Source organism: Kitasatospora sp. NBC_00374 (assembly GCF_041434935.1).
GTDB lineage: Bacteria > Actinomycetota > Actinomycetes > Streptomycetales > Streptomycetaceae > Kitasatospora.
Genome location: NZ_CP107964.1, coordinates 2,879,402 through 2,898,508, shown reverse-complemented (window position 1 = coordinate 2,898,508; position 19,107 = coordinate 2,879,402). Strand labels below are relative to the sequence as shown.

Annotated in this window: 20 protein-coding genes; 6 read left to right on the top strand and 14 right to left on the bottom strand. The window is 74.1% G+C overall.

Going from position 1 to position 19,107, the window contains the following annotated elements; genetic code table 11:
* Window positions 1-120: 120 nt before the first annotated feature.
* Window positions 121-564, bottom strand: a complete 444-nt coding sequence (locus OG871_RS13015; protein ID WP_371496909.1) for a MarR family winged helix-turn-helix transcriptional regulator — start codon at window positions 562-564, stop codon at window positions 121-123.
* 114 nt (window positions 565-678) lie between these two features.
* Between OG871_RS13015 and OG871_RS13010 the strand changes: the two genes are divergently transcribed.
* Window positions 679-1,698 carry an NADP-dependent oxidoreductase gene (locus tag OG871_RS13010; protein ID WP_371496908.1) on the top strand — a complete coding sequence of 340 codons (1,020 nt, stop codon included), beginning with the start codon at window positions 679-681 and terminating at the stop codon, window positions 1,696-1,698.
* A 394-nt stretch (window positions 1,699-2,092) separates the two neighbouring features.
* Window positions 2,093-2,587 (top strand): DUF3145 domain-containing protein, encoded by a 495-nt coding sequence (locus tag OG871_RS13005; RefSeq protein WP_371496907.1) that lies wholly within the window; start codon window positions 2,093-2,095, stop codon window positions 2,585-2,587.
* A gap of 91 nt (window positions 2,588-2,678) precedes the next feature.
* Here the strand turns inward: OG871_RS13005 and fabF are convergent, their stop codons facing one another.
* The 5 genes from fabF to OG871_RS12980 form a co-directional block, all read right to left on the bottom strand.
* The gene (fabF, locus tag OG871_RS13000; protein WP_371496906.1) at window positions 2,679-3,944 is read right to left on the bottom strand and encodes a beta-ketoacyl-ACP synthase II; all 1,266 of its coding nucleotides are present in this window, start codon (window positions 3,942-3,944) and stop codon (window positions 2,679-2,681) included.
* Window positions 3,945-4,038: 94 nt separating this feature from the next.
* Window positions 4,039-4,281 (bottom strand): acyl carrier protein, encoded by a 243-nt coding sequence (locus OG871_RS12995; RefSeq protein WP_371496905.1) that lies wholly within the window; start codon window positions 4,279-4,281, stop codon window positions 4,039-4,041.
* A gap of 77 nt (window positions 4,282-4,358) precedes the next feature.
* Window positions 4,359-5,390, bottom strand: a complete 1,032-nt coding sequence (locus OG871_RS12990) for a beta-ketoacyl-ACP synthase III (RefSeq protein WP_371496904.1) — start codon at window positions 5,388-5,390, stop codon at window positions 4,359-4,361.
* The gene (locus tag OG871_RS12985) at window positions 5,387-6,331 is read right to left on the bottom strand and encodes an ACP S-malonyltransferase (RefSeq protein WP_371496903.1); all 945 of its coding nucleotides are present in this window, start codon (window positions 6,329-6,331) and stop codon (window positions 5,387-5,389) included. Before OG871_RS12985 ends, OG871_RS12990 begins: the two co-directional genes overlap by 4 nt.
* A 91-nt stretch (window positions 6,332-6,422) precedes the next feature.
* Window positions 6,423-7,577 carry a PucR family transcriptional regulator gene (locus tag OG871_RS12980; RefSeq protein WP_371503292.1) on the bottom strand — a complete coding sequence of 385 codons (1,155 nt, stop codon included), beginning with the start codon at window positions 7,575-7,577 and terminating at the stop codon, window positions 6,423-6,425.
* A 238-nt stretch (window positions 7,578-7,815) separates the two neighbouring features.
* Here OG871_RS12980 and OG871_RS12975 point away from each other — a divergent pair, with 238 nt between their 5' ends.
* Window positions 7,816-8,592 carry a pirin family protein gene (locus OG871_RS12975; RefSeq protein ID WP_371496902.1) on the top strand — a complete coding sequence of 259 codons (777 nt, stop codon included), beginning with the start codon at window positions 7,816-7,818 and terminating at the stop codon, window positions 8,590-8,592.
* Window positions 8,593-8,624: 32 nt separating this feature from the next.
* Here the strand turns inward: OG871_RS12975 and OG871_RS12970 are convergent, their stop codons facing one another.
* The gene (locus OG871_RS12970; RefSeq protein WP_371496901.1) at window positions 8,625-9,458 is read right to left on the bottom strand and encodes a serine hydrolase domain-containing protein; all 834 of its coding nucleotides are present in this window, start codon (window positions 9,456-9,458) and stop codon (window positions 8,625-8,627) included.
* 107 nt (window positions 9,459-9,565) lie between these two features.
* Between OG871_RS12970 and OG871_RS12965 the strand changes: the two genes are divergently transcribed.
* Window positions 9,566-10,033 carry a MerR family transcriptional regulator gene (locus OG871_RS12965; protein ID WP_371496900.1) on the top strand — a complete coding sequence of 156 codons (468 nt, stop codon included), beginning with the start codon at window positions 9,566-9,568 and terminating at the stop codon, window positions 10,031-10,033.
* Complete coding sequence (locus OG871_RS12960; RefSeq protein ID WP_371496899.1) at window positions 10,030-11,034, top strand: aldo/keto reductase; 1,005 nt, start codon at window positions 10,030-10,032, stop codon at window positions 11,032-11,034. The genes OG871_RS12965 and OG871_RS12960 overlap by 4 nt, the downstream gene beginning before the upstream one ends.
* A 56-nt stretch (window positions 11,035-11,090) precedes the next feature.
* On the opposite strand, the gene OG871_RS12955 is transcribed toward OG871_RS12960, so the two are convergent.
* Window positions 11,091-11,669 (bottom strand): TIGR03086 family metal-binding protein, encoded by a 579-nt coding sequence (locus OG871_RS12955; RefSeq protein WP_371496898.1) that lies wholly within the window; start codon window positions 11,667-11,669, stop codon window positions 11,091-11,093.
* Window positions 11,670-11,759: 90 nt separating this feature from the next.
* Here OG871_RS12955 and OG871_RS12950 point away from each other — a divergent pair, with 90 nt between their 5' ends.
* Window positions 11,760-12,725: a helix-turn-helix transcriptional regulator gene (locus OG871_RS12950; RefSeq protein ID WP_371496897.1), complete on the top strand. Its 966-nt coding sequence runs from the start codon at window positions 11,760-11,762 to the stop codon at window positions 12,723-12,725.
* On the opposite strand, the gene OG871_RS12945 is transcribed toward OG871_RS12950, so the two are convergent.
* The 6 genes from OG871_RS12945 to OG871_RS12920 form a co-directional block, all read right to left on the bottom strand.
* Window positions 12,722-13,909 carry an alpha/beta hydrolase gene (locus OG871_RS12945; protein WP_371496896.1) on the bottom strand — a complete coding sequence of 396 codons (1,188 nt, stop codon included), beginning with the start codon at window positions 13,907-13,909 and terminating at the stop codon, window positions 12,722-12,724. The two genes, OG871_RS12950 and OG871_RS12945, sit on opposite strands and share 4 nt — an antisense overlap.
* A gap of 274 nt (window positions 13,910-14,183) precedes the next feature.
* Window positions 14,184-14,522 (bottom strand): MmcQ/YjbR family DNA-binding protein, encoded by a 339-nt coding sequence (locus tag OG871_RS12940; RefSeq protein WP_371496895.1) that lies wholly within the window; start codon window positions 14,520-14,522, stop codon window positions 14,184-14,186.
* Between the two features lie 75 nt (window positions 14,523-14,597).
* Window positions 14,598-15,812, bottom strand: a complete 1,215-nt coding sequence (locus OG871_RS12935) for an acyltransferase (protein WP_371496894.1) — start codon at window positions 15,810-15,812, stop codon at window positions 14,598-14,600.
* Complete coding sequence (locus tag OG871_RS12930; protein WP_371496893.1) at window positions 15,802-16,953, bottom strand: alpha/beta hydrolase; 1,152 nt, start codon at window positions 16,951-16,953, stop codon at window positions 15,802-15,804. The genes OG871_RS12935 and OG871_RS12930 overlap by 11 nt, the downstream gene beginning before the upstream one ends.
* Window positions 16,954-17,071: 118 nt before the next feature.
* Window positions 17,072-17,746, bottom strand: a complete 675-nt coding sequence (locus OG871_RS12925; protein ID WP_371496892.1) for a response regulator — start codon at window positions 17,744-17,746, stop codon at window positions 17,072-17,074.
* Window positions 17,743-19,026 (bottom strand): sensor histidine kinase, encoded by a 1,284-nt coding sequence (locus OG871_RS12920; RefSeq protein WP_371496891.1) that lies wholly within the window; start codon window positions 19,024-19,026, stop codon window positions 17,743-17,745. Before OG871_RS12920 ends, OG871_RS12925 begins: the two co-directional genes overlap by 4 nt.
* Window positions 19,027-19,107 lie beyond the last annotated feature (81 nt).

The window sequence follows — 19,107 nt, the reverse complement described above, 5'->3', positions numbered from 1 at the left end:
ACGGGTACACGTACGGTCCAGATGAATAGACGGTCCGGGAGTGCATCCGGTTACACATGTGAGCCGAACTTCTTCTTCCCGGCCTCCCCGGGCCTGCCCCGGGGTGGGCCGGCGTGGGCGTCAGTCCGCCGTGTCGGCGCCTTCGAGCATCCTGCGCAGCAGGTCACGCAGCTGGCGCCGCTCGTCCTCGGCCAGCGCGGCCAGCGGCTCGCGGGCGAAGTTCAGCGATTCGCGCAGTTCCTCGGTGGCCTGGCCGCCGGCCTCGGTGGCGGCCACCCGCTTGACCCTGCGGTCCAGCGGGTCGGCCTGGCGGGTCACGAAGCCGCGGGTCTCCAGGCGGTCCACGATGCCGGTGATGTTGGAGGGCTCGCAGGCCAGGGTCTGGGCGATGTGGCGCATCGGCATCGGGCCCCGGCTGAGCAGGGCGAGCACCTTGGCCTGGGCGCCGGTCAGCGAGCGGGCGGCGGCGGCCTCCTCGTACTCGCGGTGGAACAGCGCGACCAGGCTCGCCATGAGGTCCACGACCTCGCGGGTGATCGGGTCGGCGGGCGGCTGCTTCTCCATGGACACCAGTCTAGCTGAACATTTGACAACGTGAACCTTTTATCCCCACGATTGCTTTAGTTGGTCAACCTTTCAGGCAGGCCACGGACAGACGAACCACGCAAGGAGCACGACATGGCAGAGCAGGCGACGCCCACCACCGGCCGCGAGTGGCAGCTGGCGGCCCGGCCCCAGGGCTGGCCGACCCCCGCGGACTTCGCGCTGGTCGAGGCCCCGGTGCAGCAGCCCGGCCCGGGTCAGATCCTGGTCCGCAACGCCTTCCTCTCGGTCGACCCGTACATGCGCGGCCGGATGAACGACGTGAAGTCCTACGTCCCGCCGTTCGCGATCGGCGAGGCGATGGACGGCGGCGCGGTCGGTTACGTGATCGCCTCCGAGGCCGAGGGCTTCGAGGTCGGCGACGCCGTCCTGCACGGGCTCGGCTGGCGCGAGTACGCGACCGTGGACGCGGTCCGCTCGGTCAAGGTGGACCCGCAGCTCGCCCCGCTCTCCTACTACCTCGGCGTGCTCGGCATGCCGGGCCTGACCGCCTACGCGGGCCTGCTGGAGGTCGCCTCGTTCAAGGAGGGCGACACCGTCTTCGTGTCCGGCGCGGCCGGCGCGGTCGGCTCGCTGGTGGGGCAGATCGCCCGGCTCAAGGGCGCCAGGCGGGTCATCGGCTCGGCCGGCTCGGCGGAGAAGGTGGCCAAGCTGGTCGACGACTACGGCTTCGACGCGGCCTTCAACTACAAGGACGGCCCCGTCCGCGAGCAGCTCGCCGAGGCCGCGCCGGACGGCATCGACGTCTACTTCGACAACGTCGGCGGCGACCACCTGGAGGCCGCCATCAGCCTGCTCAACGTGAACGGCCGCGCCACCCTGTGCGGCGCGATCGCCCAGTACAACGACACCAACCCGCCGGTCGGGCCGCGCAACCTGGCGCTGGTGATCGGCAAGCGGCTGCGCCTGCAGGGCATGCTGGTCGGCGACCACGCGGCGCTGCAGCAGCAGTTCGTGGCCGAGACGGCCGGCTGGCTGCGGGACGGCGGGCTGACCTACGACGAGACGGTGGTGGAGGGCGTCGAGAACACCGCCGAGGCCTTCATCGGTCTGCTGCGCGGTGCCAACACCGGCAAGATGGTCGTCAAGCTCTGACCTCCCCGCGGCCGAGTCGCACTGCCCCGCCGCGCTGCCCCGTCGCCATGCCCGCCGCCAGGCCCGGGGTGGCGGGCAGGGCGGTTCGGGTACGGGCGCTCGCGGGCGCCGCGCCCCGGTCCTTCCGACGGATCGTCACCGGGCCCGCCGTGCCTGCCGATAGCGTGATCCGGCAGGCAGACCGCGGGCGATAGGTCCGTTCGGGGGAGAGATCCCGGGCAGGGGTGGACCTCCCCGGGGATCCGACTAACATTGGGTGAAAGCTTGTCCGTTTTGCTCAATTTGATGACCTAATGTCGAATAACTTGAGCGTCACGGGGGTAAACGGTACCTACCGGCGACGGGCACGAGGCAGCTGGGGAAGGCGACCCTCGTCCACAGCCTGGAGGTCCCGGTGACGACACGTGGAGTCCTGTACGTCCACTCCGCGCCACGCGCGCTGTGCCCGCATGTCGAGTGGGCGGTCGCGGGCGTGCTCGGGGTGCGAGTCAGCCTCGACTGGATCCGGCAACCCGCCGCGCCCGGTCACTGGCGGGCCGAGCTGTCCTGGCAGGGCGCGCCCGGCACGGCCTCCCGGCTGGCCTCCGCCCTGCGCGGCTGGCAGCTGCTGCGCTACGAGGTCACCAGCGAGCCCTGCGCCACGGCCGAGGGCGAGCGCTACAGCAGCACGCCCAGCCTCGGGATCTTCCACGCCGTCACCGGAATGCACGGCGACATCCTGATCCCCGAGGACCGGCTGCGCGCGGTGCTGCTGCGCTCCCGCAACGAGGGGAGCAACCTGGAGGCGGAGCTCTCCCGGCTGCTCGGCAAGCCCTGGGACGACGAGCTGGAGCCGTTCCGGTACGCGGGCGAGGGCGCCCCGGTGCGCTGGCTGCACCAGGTGGTCTGAGCCGCCGTCGACGGAGACGGAGAACGGGCCGGGGCCCCGACCACGAGATCACCTCGTGGTCGGGGCCCCGGCCCAATCGCTGCTGCCGGCGTCAGGCGGTGCGGAAGGCCAGCACCACGTTGTGGCCGCCGAAGCCGAAGGAGTTGTTGATCGCCGCGACCGGGCCCTCGGGCAGCTTGCGCGGCTCTCCGACCACGATGTCCGCGTCGATGTCGTCGTCCAGCTGCTCGACGTTGATGGTCGGCGGGGCCAGGCGGTGGTACAGGGCCAGCACGGTGGCGACGGTCTCGATCCCGCCGGCGCCGCCCAGCAGGTGGCCGGTCATGGACTTGGTCGCGGAGATCGCGACGTGGTCCAGGTGCTCGCCGAGCTCCTTGCGCAGCGCCTTGATCTCGGCGGTGTCGCCCTGCGGGGTCGAGGTGGCGTGCGCGTTGACGTGCACGATCTCGGCCTTGTCCAGCTCGTTGCGCTCGAACAGGTCGGCGATCGCGCGGGCCACGCCGGCGCCGGTGGGCTCCGGCTGGGCGATGTGGTGGGCGTCCGAGGACAGGCCCTGGCCGACGGCCTCGCAGTAGACCCGGGCGCCGCGGGCGGCGGCGTGCTCCGCCGACTCCAGCACGACCACGCCGGCGCCCTCGCCGAGGACGAAGCCGTCGCGGCCCTTGTCGTACGGGCGCGAGGCGTGCTCGGGGTCGTCGTTGTTCTTGGACATCGCCATCATGTTGGAGAAGGCGACGATCGGCAGCGGGTGGATCGCGGCCTCGGTGCCGCCGGCCACCACGACGTCGGCGCGGCCGGTACGGATCATCTCGATCGCGTAGCCGATCGCCTCGGCGCCGGAGGCGCAGGCGGAGACGGGGGTGTGCACACCCGCGCGGGCACCGACCTCCAGGCCGACGTTGGCGGCCGGGGAGTTGGGCATCAGCATCGGGACGGTGTGCGGGGAGACCTTGCGCACGCCGTGCTGCTTGAGCACGTCGTACTGGTCGAGCAGGGTGGTGACGCCGCCGATGCCGGAGGCGATCACGGTGCCCAGGCGCTCGGGGGCGAGCTTGGAGGACAGGTCGGTGGCCGGGGTCTCGAAGCCGGCGTCCGCCCAGGCCTCGCGGGCCGCGATCAGCGCGAACTGCGCGGAACGGTCCAGCTTGCGGGCCAGCGGGCGGGGCAGGATCTCGCCCGGCTCGACGGCGGTGCGGGCGGCGATCCGGACGGGCAGGTCGGCAGCCCACTCCTCGGTCAGCGCGGCGACCCCGGAACGGCCGGCGAGCAGGCCTTCCCAGAACGAGGCGGCGTCGCCGCCCAGCGGCGTGAAGGCGCCGATACCCGTGACGACCACGGTGCGGTTTTCAGCGGTCACTGGTTTCTTCTTCTCTCACGTGTTCAGGGGAAAGGCGAGCTGGGGGAGGGAGGGCGGCCGGGGCGCGGTGAGGCACCCCGGCCGGTCAGCTGGATCAGCTGTTGTTGACGATGAAGTCGACCGCGTCGCCGACCGTCTTGAGGTTCTTGACCTCGTCGTCCGGGATCTTCGCGCCGAAGCGCTCCTCGGCGGCCACGACGACCTCAACCATCGAAAGCGAGTCGACGTCCAGGTCGTCGGTGAAGGACTTGTCGAGCTCGACGTCCTCGGCCGGGATGCCGGCGATCTCGTTCACGATCTCGGCGAGACCGGCCAGAACCTCGTCCTTGGTAGCCATAGTGGCTGCTCCTCTTCAGTGTGGAAAGCGATCGGTCCGGCGGACCGTCGCAGGTCTTCTTCGGTGGGCAGGAATGCCTAGGGGAGAGTAACGACTGCGGCGGCGTAGACCAGACCCGCCCCGAACCCGATGATCAGAGCCAGGTCGCCGCTCTTCGCCTCGCCGCTCTCCAGCATGCGTTCCATCGCCAGCGGGATGGAGGCGGCCGAGGTGTTGCCGGTCTCGACGATGTCCCGGGCGACGGGCACCGAGTCGGGCAGCTTCAGGGCCTTGATCATCGTGTCGGTGATCCGCATGTTGGCCTGGTGCGGGATGAAGGCGCCGAGCTGGTCGGCGGTGATCCCGGCGGCGTCCAGCGCCTGCTGGGCCACCTTCGCCATCTCCCAGACCGCCCAGCGGAAGACGGTCTGACCCTCCATCCGCAGGGCCGGCCACTTGATGCCCTCGCCGGCGCCGTTGACGGCGTCCTCCTTGGCGAAGGCGGTGTCCCAGGCCTGGGTCTGCGAGATGACGTCGCGCTGCGAGCCGTCCGAACCCCAGATCACCTTGCCGATGCCGGGGACGTCCGAGGGGCCGACCACGGCCGCGCCGGCGCCGTCACCGAAGATGAAGGCGGTGGAGCGGTCCGAGGTGTCGGTCAGGTCGCTGAGCCGCTCCACGCCGATCACCAGCACGTACTCGGCGCTGCCGCCGCGCACCATGCCGTCGGCCAGGCCCAGGCCGTAGCCGAAGCCGGCGCAGGCGGCCGAGATGTCGAAGGCCGGGGCGGTGCCGCAGCCGAGCCGCTCGGCGATCTCGGTGGCGATGGCCGGGGTCTGCTTGAGGTGCGAGACGGTGGCCACGATCACGCCGCCGATCTGCTCCGGTGCGATGCCGGCCTGGGCGATCGCCTTGCCGGCCGCCTGCACCGACATCTCGGCGACGCTCTCCTCGGGGCCCGCCCAGCGGCGCTCGGCGATGCCGCTGCGCGAGCGGATCCACTCGTCCGAGGACTCGATCCAGTTGAGCACCTCGGCGTTGGGGATCACCCGGACGGGGCGGTAGCCGCCGACGCCGTGGATCCGCGCGAACTGCGCGCCGCTGCTGGGCTTGATCTGAGGGCTGGTCATGCGTCGTTCTCCTGACCGCCGTGCTCCGCGACGAGCTCCCGGGCCTTGTCGAGATCGGCAGGGGTCTTGAGGGCCAGCGTCGCGACACCCTTGACGTTGCGCTTGACCAGGTTGGTGAGGGTGCCGGCCGGGGACAGCTCGATCACGGCCGTCGCGCCCAGCTGCTGCAGGGTCTCCATGCAGAGGTCCCAGCGGACCGGGTTGGAGACCTGGGCCACCAGCCGGTCCAGCACCGCGGCGCCGGTGGGGACGGCCTCGCCGTCCCGGTTGGAGACGTAGGTGACCAGCGGGTCGGCCGTGCTCAGGGTGGGCGCCAGCTTGGCCAGGCGCTCGACCCCGGGGGCCATGTGCGCGGTGTGGAAGGCGCCCGCCACCTTCAGCGGGATCAGCCGGGCACCGGCCGGCGGGTCGGCCTTGAGCGCCGCCAGCTGGTCCAGCGTGCCGGCGGCCACCAGCTGCCCGCCGCCGTTGTTGTTGGCCGCGGTCACGCCGTACTCGGCGAACTTCGCGGCCACCGCCTCCGGGTCGCCGCCGAGCACGGCGGTCATCCCGGTCGCGGTCGCGGCGGCGGCCTCGGCCATGCCCAGGCTGCGCTCGCGGACGAAGGCCAGGGCGTCCTCGGCGGTCAGCACGCCGGCCAGCGCGGCCGCGGTGATCTCGCCGACGCTGTGGCCGGCCACCGCGCCGACCAGCTCACGGGGGCCCGGGCCGTCCGCGAACAGCACACCGGCGGTCAGCAGACCGGCCGCGACCAGCAGCGGCTGGGCCACCGCGGTGTCCTTGATCTCATCCTCGGACGCCTCGGTGCCGTAGCGGACCAGGTCGAGGCCGGCCACCGTCGACCACTGACGCAGCCGGTCGGCAGCGCCGTCCAGTTCAAGCCAGGGGTTGAGGAAGCCGGGAGTCTGGGCACCCTGTCCAGGGGCGACGATTACGAGCACGGTTCAACCCTCTCTCGCCGGACGCCCGGGGGCGGGTAGGCGACGGTAACGAAGAAAAGCACGTCGGCTTGTGGAGTCTCCACAGTGCCCCTCAGCCGTGGTCGGCCGCCGTACCGAGGCGGCCCAGCGCCAGGGCGATGCGCAGGGTGAAGGCCGAACGTACGTCGGACGGAGCATAACCGGTGACGTCGGTCACACGACGCAGCCGGTAGCGCACGGTATTTGGGTGGACGAAGAGCATCCGGGCGGCGCCTTCGAGCGAGGAGGCCTGCTCCAGGTAGACGCTGAGGGTCTCCAACAGGGCGGACCCGGCCTCCTCCAGCGGTGTGTAGATCTCCTCCACCAGCTGTTGCCGAGCCACCTCGTCGCCCGCCAGCGCCCGTTCGGGCAGCAGGTCGTCGGCCAGCACCGGGCGCGGGGCGTCCGGCCAGGCCGCGCAGGCGCGCAGCCCCGCGGCCGCGGCGTGCGCGGAACGGGTCGCCGAGAGCAGGTCGCCCACGGTCGGCCCGACCACCACCGGGCCGGGGGCGAACTGGCCGATCAGCGCCCGCGCGGCGTGCACCGGCTCCTTGTCGCCGCCGACCACCACCACCAGCCGACGGCCGAGCACCCCGGTGAGCACGTGCAGCTTGGCGTACCGGGCGGCCCGGCGGATCGCCTCCACCACCAGCTCGCTGTCGCCGTCCGGCGCACTGCCCATCACCACCCGGACCTGCTTGGGCTGGCCCCAGCCCAGCGCCGCCGCACGCGACAGCACTCCTTCGTCCGCGTCACCGGACAGCAGCGAGTTGACGACCAGTGCCTCCAGCCGGGCGTCCCAGGCGCCCCGCGCCTCGGCGGCCTGGGCGTAGACCTGGGCGGTCGCGAAGGCGATCTCCCGGGCGTAGACCAGCACCGACTCCCGCATCCCGGCCTCGTCGCCCGGGGCGGCGACCTCCTCGATCGCCTCCTCCATCACCTCGATGGTGGTGCGGATCAGCTCCACGGTCTGCCGCAGGGTGATGGCCCGGGTCAGCTCGCGGGGCGCGGTGCCGAAGACGTCCGTGCTGATCGCCTGCGGCGCCTCGGGGTGCCGGTACCACTCGGTGAACGCGGCGATACCGGCCTGCGCCACCAGGCCGATCCAGGAGCGGTGCTCCGGCGGCATCCGCCGGTACCACGCCAACTGGTCGTCCATGCGGGCGATCGCGGCCGTCGCCAGCTTGCCGGAGGACTTCTCCAGCCGCTTGAGGGTGGCGATGCGCAGCTCCGCCCGCTCGGCGGCGAGCTTGCGCTCCTGCGCCGTCAGCCGGCCGGACCGCCCGGTGGAGGGCGGCTTGGCGGCGGCGGGACGGGCGGGCGCCGCCTTCTTGGCGGCGGACTTCTTGTCGGGACTCGCTGAAGCGGCTGGCACAGGACAAGACTGCCTCACCGAGGGACATGCTGGTGCACACCCCCACCGGAAGCACGGGGTGGGGCAGGTCACACCCGTTACGGTAGGCACCGTGACCGACACCCGACAGCGCCCCCGCGCAGATCAGCGCCGGGCTCCCGAACGCTACCTGTCCACACCGGCCGAGGGCATCGAGACCCGGCACGCGTTCTCCTTCTCGGCGCACTACGACCCGAAGAACACGCACTTCGGCGCGCTGCTCGCCTGCAACGAGGAGACCCTCGCCCCCGGCGCCGGGTACGAGGAGCACCGGCACCGCGACACCGAACTGCTCACCTGGGTGGTCTCCGGCGCCCTCGCGCACCGGGACGGCGACGGCCACGCGGGTGTGGTCCGCCCCGGGATGCTCCAGCACCTCAGCGCCGGGCGCGGGGTCACGCACACCGAGCGCAACGTCGGCGGCGCCCGGGAGCCCGTCCGATTCGTCCAGTTCTGGCTCCAGCCCGACGAGTTCGCCGCCGAACCCGCGTACGGGCTGCGCCGGGTCGAGCCCGCGCCCGGCGGGCTGACCCTGCTCGCCTCCGGCCTCGACCGCGACGCCGACACGGACGCCCTGCGGCTGCGACGCAGCGACGCGGCGCTGCACCTGGTCACCGCCGGCCCCTGGCAGCCGCTGCCGGAACTGCCCCGGGCGCCTTACCGCTACGCGCATCTGACGGCGGGTTCGATCGGCTACCGGACGGTGCCCGGGCCGCAGGGCGGCGGCCGCTCGCTGGAGCCGGGCGACAGCGTCCGGATCACCGGCCCGGCCTTCGCGGACCCGGTGGCCGGGCCGGACGGCGCCGAACTGCTGCTGCTGGAGATGCACTCCGGGCTCGTCCTCGGCTGAGCGGGGGCGGCGGCCCGCGCTCCGCCCGGCGCTCAGCCGCGCAGTTCGGCCAGGACGGCGTCGGTGAACGGCGGCCAGACCTCGGCGGCCCAGGGGCCGAAGTCGCGGTCGGTCAGGGCGACGCAGGCGACCCCGGCGGCGGGGTCGACCCACAGGAAGGTGCCGGACTGGCCGAAGTGGCCGAAGGTACCGGCGGAGCTGGTGGTACCCGTCCAGTGCGGGGCCTTGTCGCCGCGGATCTCGAAGCCGAGGCCCCAGTCGTTCGGGCGGCGGTGGCCGAAGCCCGGGAGCACGCCGCTGGTGCCGGGGAAGGCCACCTCGCGGGTGGCGGTGTGCACGGTGGAGGCGTCGAGCAGCTTGGGGGACTGCAACTCGGCCGCGAACAGCGCCAGGTCGTCGACGGTGGACAGGCCGCCCGCGCCGGCCGGGGAACGGTGCGCGGTGTTGATCAGGGTCGACCGCATGCCCAGCGGCTCGAACACCGCCTCGGCCGCGTACCGGCCGAACTCGATGCCGGCGGCCGCGGACAGCGCCTGCGCCAGCACGTCGAAGCCGGCGTTGGAGTAGAGCCGCCGGTCGCCGGGCGGGGCCATCACCCGGTGCTCGTCGAAGGCCAGCCCCGAGGTGTGCGCCAGCAGGTGCCGGACGGTCGAGCCCTCGGGGCCGGCCGGATCGTCGAGCTCGAAGACCCCCTCCTCGACCGCGACCAGTACGGCGTACGAGGTGAGCAGCTTGGTCACCGACGCCAGGGGGAAGAGGTGCTGCTGCGGCCCGTGGCCGCCCAGCAGCGCGCCGTCGGCGCCCCGCACCACCGCGGCCGCAGCGTTGGGCACCGGCCAGTCCTCGATCATCCGCAAGCTCTGCATGGGTCGAACTCTAGCCATCCGGGCCCGTCGGCCGCGTGGGAGGCTTGCTTGGAGTGCACTCCAACTCAGTAGCTTCGTAGTCGTCGCCGATCACCGGGGGTCAGACCATGGCAACGCTCGCACCGATCTCGATCGACCTGCTCACCTGCGGGGAGGCCTACAACCGGGCGAGCGCGGACGCCGACCGCACCCCGCGGCACGCCATCGGCGAGGTCGCCGAGGCCAGCGGTCTGACCGCGCACACCCTGCGCTGGTACGAGCGGATCGGCCTGCTCGACCCGGTCGACCGCTCCTACTCGGGCCAGCGGCGCTACAGCGACGCCGACCTGTCCCGGCTGGCCTTCCTCGGCCGGCTGCGGCTGACCGGGATGCCGGTCGCCGACATGCTCCGGTACGTGGAGCTGGTCCGGGCCGGTGACCACACCTTCGACGACCGGCGCGACCTGCTGGTCGCCCACCGCGAGGAGGTCCGGCAGCGGCTCGCCGACCTGCACGCGACCCTCGCCGTCCTCGACTACAAGATCGACCTGTACTCACGCCTCCCCGACGCAGGGGAGCGGAAGGAGAGCGCATGACCCTCCCCACCACCGCGCTCGGCACCGGCGGCCCGACCGTCGGACTCCAGGGCCTGGGCTGCATGGGCATGAGCGAGTTCTACGGCCCGACCGACACCGCCGAGGCGCTCGCCACCCTGGACGCCGCCCTGGACCTGGGCGTCACCCTGTTCGACACCGCCGACGTGTACGGCTCCGGCCACAACGAGGAACTGGTCGGCCCGTTCGTCCGGGCCAACCGCGACCGGGTGGTGCTGGCCACCAAGTTCGCCATCGAACGCCGTGCCGACGACCCGTCCTACCGGGGCGTGCGCAACGACCCCGCCTACATCCGCACCGCCGTCGACGCCTCGCTGCGCCGCCTGGGCATCGAGGCGATCGACCTCTACTACATGCACCGCCGCGACCCGCGGGTGCCGCTGGCCGAGTCGGTCGGCGCGCTGGCCGAGCTGGTCCGGGCCGGCAAGGTCCGTCATCTCGGGCTCTCCGAGGTGACCGGAGACGAGCTGCGCGAGGCGTACGCGGTGCACCCGATCGCCGCGCTGCAGTCCGAGTGGTCGGTCTTCTCACGGGACGTGGAGCGCACGGCGGTGCCGGCGGCGGCCGAACTCGGCGTGGCCTTCGTGCCGTACTCGCCGCTCGGCCGGGGCTTCCTGACCGGCTCCTTCACGGCTGCCGAGCAGCTCAGCGAGGGCGATTTCCGGCGCTCCCACCCGCAGTTCAGCGGGGACAACGCGGCCCGCAACGCCGCTCTGGTGGCGCCGATCCAGAAGATCGCCGCCGACCGCGGGGTCTCCGCCGCCCAGGTCGCGCTGGCCTGGGTGCACCAGCGGGCCGAGGTGCACGGGCTGACCGTGGTGCCGATCCCCGGCACCCGCAAGCGCTCCCGGCTGGCCGAGAACACCGCGGCCGCGGCGCTGCGGCTGACGGCCGCCGAACTGGCCGAGCTGGAGCCGATCGCCGGGCAGGTCGCCGGCAACCGGTACGCCGACATGACCTTCACCTCGGCCGGCCGCGAGTAGGCCGCGGGCAGCCGGCCCCGCGCTCGGGGCCGGGCCGTGCGGCCCGGCCCCGACGGTCAGACCGTGCGCCCCATCCAGCCCGCGAGCCGGGTGTACGGGTCGGCGCCGGCGGGTACCGGCTGCACCGGCCCGAACGGCAGCTCGCCGCCGCGCGGTTCGGCCGGCAGCACCTGCTCGGCGACGCCGAGCGCGCCGAGCGCGAGCTCCTCGTCCAGGGCCGCCGACGGGTCGACCGCCTGGGCGATGTCCCAGGTGTGGGTGACGGCCTCCATCACGTAGCCACCGAGGGCGAACCGGCCGGGCACCTGTCCCCACGGCACCCAGGACAGCCGGTCGAGGACGGCGTCGTCGGCCCAGGCCGCGGCGGCCCGGGCCCGGGCCCGGTCGAACGCCTCGGCCCACTCGGTGTCCTCCACCTCGCCCACCGAGGCCGCCACGTCCAGGCTGCGGCCGCCCTCGCCGACGTACGCGATCCGGTGGACGCCGCCGACGGTGTGGCCCAGCAGGGTGCGCAGGTCGAACTCCGTGCAGGGGGTGGGGCGGTCCAGCAGCTCCGGGGTGACCTGGGCGATCAGCTTGGCGAGCTGGTCGAGGGCGCGCAGGTAGTGCGGGCGGGGGTCGAACGAGGCGTCCATCTTCTTGCTCCTCAAAGGGTTCGTGCTGTCTTCGAGGCACACTCTCCCCGCTATACCTGACATCTCGTGTCAGGTTTTAGGCTGACTTTCGTGAAGGCCGACCGACTGCTCTCGATCCTGCTGCTGCTCCAGACCAGGGGCATGGTCCCGGCCGGGGAGCTGGCCGCCCGGCTGGAGGTCTCCGTCCGCACCGTCTACCGGGACGTGGAGGCGCTGTCGGCGGCCGGCGTACCGGTCTGGGCCGAGCGCGGACGCAACGGCGGGATCAGCCTGCTGCCCGGCTACCGCACCGACGTCACCGGGCTGACCGCCGACGAGGCCCGCGCACTGTTCGTGCTGGCCACCGCCGGCGCGCACGACGCGCTGGGCCTGGGCGAGGCACTCGCCACCGCGCTGCGCAAGGTGATGGCCGCGCTGCCCGCGCCGCACCGCCCGGCCGCCGAGCGGACCAGCGAACGGATCCTGGTCGACCCGGAGCGCTGGATGCGGGTCGGCGCCGCGCCGGTCGAGCTGGGCGACCTGCAGCGGGCGGTCTTCGCCGACCTGCGGCTGGAGCTGAGCTACCGGCACAGCGGCGCGGCGCAGCCGAGCGGGTACACCGTCGACCCGTACGGCCTGGTGAGCAAGGCGGGCGTCTGGTACCTGGTGGCGGACCTCGACGGCGCGCCCAGGCTGTTCCGGGCCGACCGGGTGCGGGCGGCGCGGGTGGCCGAGGAGCCGGTGCGGCGGCGGCCGGGGCAGGGGCTGCCGGAGGTCTGGGCGGTGCTGCGCGAGCGGGTCGAGGAGCTGCCGGACGAGGTCACGGTGGTGGTCCGGGTGCGACGGCGACGGCTGGACATGTTCACCCGGATCCACGCCGCGCTGCTGTCGGCGCCGCCGTCGGGCGAGGACCCCGACTGGGCCGAGGTCCGGCTGGGTCTGCGGGCCGTGCCGGCGGTCCGGATGCTGCTGGCCTTCGGGGCGGACGTCGAGGTGCTCGACCCGCCGGAGGCGAGGGAGGAACTGGCCCGGGCGGCCGCGGAGGTCGTCGAGCTGTACGGAACGGGCGCGCCCTAGGCGACGGTCGGCGGGTGGCTGACGCTGTCGTAGTGGCCGAGCGCGATGGCGCCGAAGTTGTGCAGGCTGGCGGTGCCCTGAGCGAAGTAGCCGTTGTGGCCCTCGGCGCCGGTGGAGGAGACGTCCATCGCGCCGAACGCGGTGCTGGTCGGGTCGGCGCCGTGGCCGAGACCACCGACCTCCAGGTACGGGACGTTGCCGATCCAGTCGCTCCGGTTGCGGGTCGCCCAGACCTCGACGCCGCGGCCCAGCTCGGTGGCGGACTCCACACCCATGCCCGGGCTGCCGAAGACCACCACGTCGGTCGGGCTGCCCTCGTCGATCCGCGGCGCGGCGGTGCCGCAGACCACGGAGCCGTAGGAGTGGCAGAACAGCGCGGGCGGGCCGGCCGGGTGGCTGGTCACCTTCAGACCGGCCAGCAGCCGCACCAGCCGGGGCGCGGCCACGTCGGCGAGCCGGGCGGTGACCGCGTCGGGGCCGAGGCCGGACGGGGTGACGTAGCCCGTCCAGGCGATCACCGCGGTACGGGTGCCGGGGGCCTGGCGGTGCTCCTCGGCGAGCAGGGCGCGGGCCATGCCGGCGGGGGAGCGCAGCGGGTCGACGGCCTGGTCGAAGTGGCCGAGGTCGGCGTCCGAGCCGGGGACCAGGACGGACACCCGCTGGGCGGTGGCCAGGTCGCCGTACACCTCGCTGACCAGGCCGCGGCCGCGCGGGTCGAAGGCGAGGATCTGCCGGCCTTCGGCGAGCAGGTGTTCCGAGTCGTCGGCACGGGCGGTGGCCAGCGCGCGGGCGGTGGCGTCCAGGGCGCGGTCGGCGGCCCGGGCACGGGCGCGGTCGCGTTCGGCCGCGATGGCGATCCGGTTGGCGTGGTAGCGCAGGGCCAGTGGGGCGCCGTCCAGGTTGCCGACCACCAGCGGGTAGGCGGCGGTCAGCCGCTCGGTGTCGGCGGGGTCGAGCGCGGCGAAGAAGGCGGCGACGGTGGTGGCGTCGGCGGTGGCCGGGTCGGGCAGCCGCAGGCCCGTCGAGTGGTCGGACACCCAGGCGGCGCTGCCGGCCGGCGGGGTCGCGATGGCGACCTGCTCGTTGGCGGCCGCGGCCTGTGCGGCGGCGGCGCCGGCGTCGACCAGCACGGCACAGCCCGCGAAGGCGCCTATCAGGATGCGCTTGACCTTCCTGCGCTGCATGGCGTCATCTCCCTCGGGCCGGTCACCGTCACAGCGGGCCGGGCCCGATGGTGCTACGACTGCCAACTACACGTCAGCCAGGTTAGAGGCAGCGGGAAGCCGGGGAGAGCCTGCAAACTGTGTTCTGGCTCACATTCGCTCGTGTGGGTGGCGGAAACCGACCGGTTCCGATCACTTCACCCCTGGTTCAGTTACCACCCCCGGTCCACCTGCCTCACCCCCGGTCCACCTGCCTCACCCCCGGTCCACCTGCCTCACCCTTGGTCCACCTGCCTCACCCTTGGTCCACCTGGGAGTGCAGGCGCTTGGGGGCGACACTGCGCCAGGCCTCGGTGAGCAGCTCGCCGAGCTCCTCGCCGTCCACCTCGGCGAGGGCGACCAGCACCCAGCCGTGCCGGCCGACGTACGGCGCGAAGGAGTACACCTCCGGGGCGGCGGCGAGCAGCTCCGCCTGGTCCTCCTTGGAAGCCTTGACGCAGACCCTCCCCGACTCGGGGCTGCCCATGGCGAAGATCTTCTTGCCGACCCGCAGCGTGATCTCCTCCCAGGTCGGCTGCTCGTGCGCCTCGGGCAGGGCCAGCGCCATCGCCTTGAACTGATCGAACGTCACCATGGCGCCAGGGTAGGGCCGGGCACCGACAGCCGGCGGCACCCCGGGCCGGCGGCACCCCGGAGCCTCGGCGCCACCTCAGACCACCCCGAGCGCGTACACGGTGAAGACCGCGGCCCCGGCCCCCGCCGCGGTCCGCCACAGCCGGGACGGCCACGGACCGTCGAACCGCCGCGCGAACCGGCCGACCGCCGCGAGCACCAGCGCGAACACCGGCAGCCAGGCGGCCCGGGCCAGGACCCAGCCGAGCGAGTCGGGGCCGGCGGTCAGCCCGGGGACCGCGCCGAGCAGCGATCCGGGCAGGGCCACCGCGAACATCGCCGTCTGGTGCCAGCAGAAGATCGTCATCGCGGACAGGTTGACCACCACCACCGGCAGCCACAGCAGCGGGCGGCCCAGCAGCCGGCCCAGCCGCTCGCGCAGCAGCACCGCGGCCCCGCACTGCACCGAGGCCAGGGCGAGCACCAGCAGCGACGGCGGGTGCGAGTTGGTCCGGGCCGCCCCGGGCACCCCGACCATGCTGGCCGGGTAGTGGAACACCGCCAGCAGCACCGCGAACAGCGCCGCCCCGCCGAGCAGCAGCAGCCCGCCGCCGGCCCGGCGCAGCCGGCCCTGTGCCCAGGAGACCCCGAGCTGGTAGGCGAACAGCCAGCCGGGCAGCAGGTTCACCAGCGCCAGCCAGGAGGGCACCGCCCCGCCCCACGGCCCGTAACGCAGCAGGTCGACCACGGCCACGGCGCCGAGCAGCGGGGCCGCCGCCCAGGCGCCGAGCCGGCGTCCGGCCGCCAGGCAGTACGGGGTCAGCGCGGTGAGCACCAGGTAGATCCCGACGTACCAGAGCGGCTGGACCACCAGCACCGCGCCGGTGCGCACCGTCCCCTCCGGCACCCCGGCCGCGTGCATCAGCGGGATCAGCAGGGCCCAGACCGCGGCCACCCCGAGCACCGGGCGCAGCAGCCGTACGGCCCGTCCGCGCAGCCAGCCCGCCAGGTCCGTGCCGCGTTCCCGGGCCCGGGCCAGCGACCTCGCCGCCGCGTACCCGCCGACCAGGAAGAACAGTCCGAGCAGCTGGAGCACCCAGCTGAGCGGGGCGAGGAAGCCGAGCGGGCCGAGCGGGCTGGCGTTGTGCAGCACCCCGTCCCCGGGGGTGACGGTGAAGCCGCCGAGCATCCAGTGGCCGGTCGGCACGGCGAGCAGGGCGAGGGCGCGCAGCCCGTCCAGTGCCCGGTCGCGGCTCGCGGGGGTGCGGGCGTCCACCGCGGCGGCGGCCCTGCGCAGCAGGTCAGTTCGCATCGTGGCACTCCGGGGCGCGGTCGGCGCAGCGCACCTCGGCGGTGTCGCCGAGGGCCAGCGCGGTGAAGTTGGCGAGGGAGGCGGTACCGGGAGCGAAGTAGCCGGTGTGGCCGTGCGAGCCGGCGGAGGAGAGCAGCCGGGCGCCGAAGCCCGGCGCGGTCGGGTCGGCGCCGTGGCCGAGGCCGAGCACGGAGACGTGCGGGACGTCGCCGATCCAGTCGGTGTCGTTGCGTTCGGCGGCCCAGACCGGCACCCGCAGGTCGGCGGCGTGGTCGGCGTCCGTGCCGGGGGAGCCGAGCAGGACGAGAGCGGCGGCCTGTCCGGGACCGAGGCCGGCGCGGGCGCAGACCACCGAGCCGTAGCTGTGGCAGAAGACGGTGGCGGGGCCGCCGTGCGGGGCGAGGCCGGCCAGCAGGCGGTGCAGCCGGGGGCCGCCGGCCGCGGCGAGGTCGGAGGCGGCGGCGTCGAGGCCGACCCCGACGGGCGTGGTGTACCCGGCCCAGGCGATGACGGCGAGCTGCTCCCCGGCGGCCGTCCGCAGCTCCCGGGCCATGCCGGCGGGGGTGCCGTACGGGTCCCCGGCGCGGTCGAAGCTCATCAGGTCGATGTCGGAGCCGGGGACCACCACGGCGGTGCGGCGGGCGGTGGCGAGGTCCCCGTACACCTCGGCGACCTGGCCGCGGCCGCGCGGGTCGAAGGCGAGCACCTGCCGGCCGGCCAGGGTGGCGTACCGCTCGGCCCGGGTGCGGGCGGCGGTGCGGCGGGCGCCGCTCAGCGCCGGGTCGTCGGCCCGGGCCTGCTCGGTGCGGCGCTCCTCGTCCAGGGCCAGGGCGTTGGCCCGGTAGCGGAGCCGGAACGGCGCGCCGTCGAGGTTGCCGACCACCAGCGGGTGGCGGACGGCCAGCGCCTCCTGCTGGGCGGGCGTCAGCCCGGCGAAGAACGCGGCCACCTCCTCGGGGCCGGCGTCGCCCGGGTCCGGCAGTCGCACGCCCAGGACGGTGTCCGCCCGCCAGGCGGCCGTGCCCGGCGGCGGCCCGGTGAGCGCCGTCTGGCCGTCGGCCACGGCCCAGCCGCCCACCCCCACCACGGCGGTCGCGGCCAGCACGGCGGCCACCAGGGTGCGCCGAAATCGCAGCAGCATCTCGCTCTTCCTCTCGTCCGTGAACGGGAGGAAGGTAGGAGCACGACGGCCCCGCGGACATCGGTCCACGGGGCCAACCGGCTCGTACCACCCGGGTACCACCCGGGCGCCGGCGGTGCTACTGACCGGGCGTCACCAGGCCCGACTCGTAGGCCAGCACCACCGCCTGGGCCCGGTCGCGAAGGTCCAGCTTGGCGAGCACGCGGCCGATGTGGGTCTTGACGGTCTGTTCGGCGACCACCAGCCGCCCGGCGATCTCCTGGTTGGACAGGCCGCGGGCGATCAGCTCCAGCACCTCGGTCTCCCGGGGCGTCAGCCCGTTCAGTCGCAGGGCGGGGTCGCGGCGCGGGGCCGGGCGGGTCCGGGCGAAGTCCTCGATCAGGCGGCGGGTGACGGACGGGGCGAGCAGTGCCTCGCCCGCCGCGACCACCCGGACGGCGGCGATCAGGTCGGCCGGCGGGGCGTCCTTGAGCAGGAAGCCGCTGGCGCCGGCGCGCAGCGCCTCGTAGACGTAGTCGTCCACGTCGAACGTGGTGAGCATCAGCACCCTGGGCCGGTGCACCACGCCGGGCGGAGGGTCGAGGAGGCGCCGGGCGGCCTCCAGGCCGTCCATCTCGGGCATCCGGACGTCCATCAGCACCACGTCGGGGTGGGTGCGCCCGCTGGCCTCCAGGGCCTGCCTGCCGTCGGCGGCGTCGCCGACCACGTCGATGTCGCTCTGGGCGTTCAGCAGGGCGGCGAAGCCGGCCCGGACCATCGCCTGGTCGTCGACGATGAGTACGCGGATGGTCATGGAGCGGTCTCCCCCGGGGTGGTGACGGGCAGTACGGCGGCGACCCGGAAGCCACCCTCCGGGAGCGGGCCGGTGTCCAGCCTGCCATCCAGCAGCCGGACGCGTTCGCGCATCCCCACCAGCCCGTGCCCGGTGCTTTCGGTGCCCTCGACCCGGGCGCCGCCGGGCCGTGGGGCGGCGTTCACCACGGTGACCCGCAGGGTGCCGTCCTCGGCGGCGAGCGAGACCCGGGTCTGCGTGCCCGGTGCGTGCCGGACCACGTTGGCCAGCGCCTCCTGCACGATCCGGTACACCGAGAGGTCGGTGGCGGCCGGCAGCGGCAGCAGCGCGTCGACCTCCGGGCCCACCGACAGTTCGGCCCGGACCCCGGCCCCGGCGACCGTGCCGACCAGCCGGCCGAGGTCGGCGACGCCCGGCTGGGGGCTCTTGTCGGGGCCGCCCTGCTCGCTGCGCAGGACGCCGAGCAGGCGCCGCATCTCGGCCAGCGAGCTGCGCGCGGCCGCGGCGATGCCGGCGAACTCGTCGACCGCCTCGGGGGGCAGCCCGCCGATCCGGTAGGGCGCGCTGTCGGCCTGCACGGTGATCACCGACATGTGGTGGGCGACCACGTCGTGCAGCTCGCGGGCGATCCGGGCGCGCTCCTCCAGGAGGGTGCGCAGCGCCCGTTCCTCCTCGCTGATCTGCTCCTGCTCGGCCAGCCGGCGGCGGGCCTCCCCGCGCCCGCGCAGGCTCCAGCCCAGCAGCAGCATCGCGCCGCCGAGCACCACGGCGAGGGCGGGGGCGTCGCCGGCCCGCTGGGGGAACGCGGCGGCCGCGCCGACCGTGCCGAACAGGGTGACCAGCCAGACCGCCAGCAGGGTCCGGCCGCGCTCGCGCAGGGCCAGTGCGGCCAGCAGGAAGAGGTAGCCGATCAGGGTGGCGGCCGGCCAGGGCCAGGGGCCGGCCCCCGGCGTGCTGTCGAGGGTGACGGCGGCGGTGGCGGCGGTGGCGGCGGTGATGATCCACCAGGCGGGCAGCGACCGCCGGACGGCCAGCAGCAGCGGCGCCGTCTGGGCGATCGAGAGCACCGTGGCCGGATAGCCGTCCAGCCCGTACGAGCCGGTGAGCACCACGATGTCGATCGGCAGCAGGGTGGCGACCAGGATCAGCGCGAGCGCGTACGGCAGGGCGCGCAGCCAGCGGTTGGGCGAGTCGGCCAGCAGCGGCCGGTGGTCGGGGGAGGGCCGGGTCAGGCTGAGGGAGAGCTCCTGCAGCTGGTCCTGGACGGTGGCTCTGTTCACCCGGCCCGAGCGTAGGGGCCCGCGGTGCGGATGTCGTCCCACCCGGGTGCCGGGTCCGGTGTCATACCCCGGTATGACCCG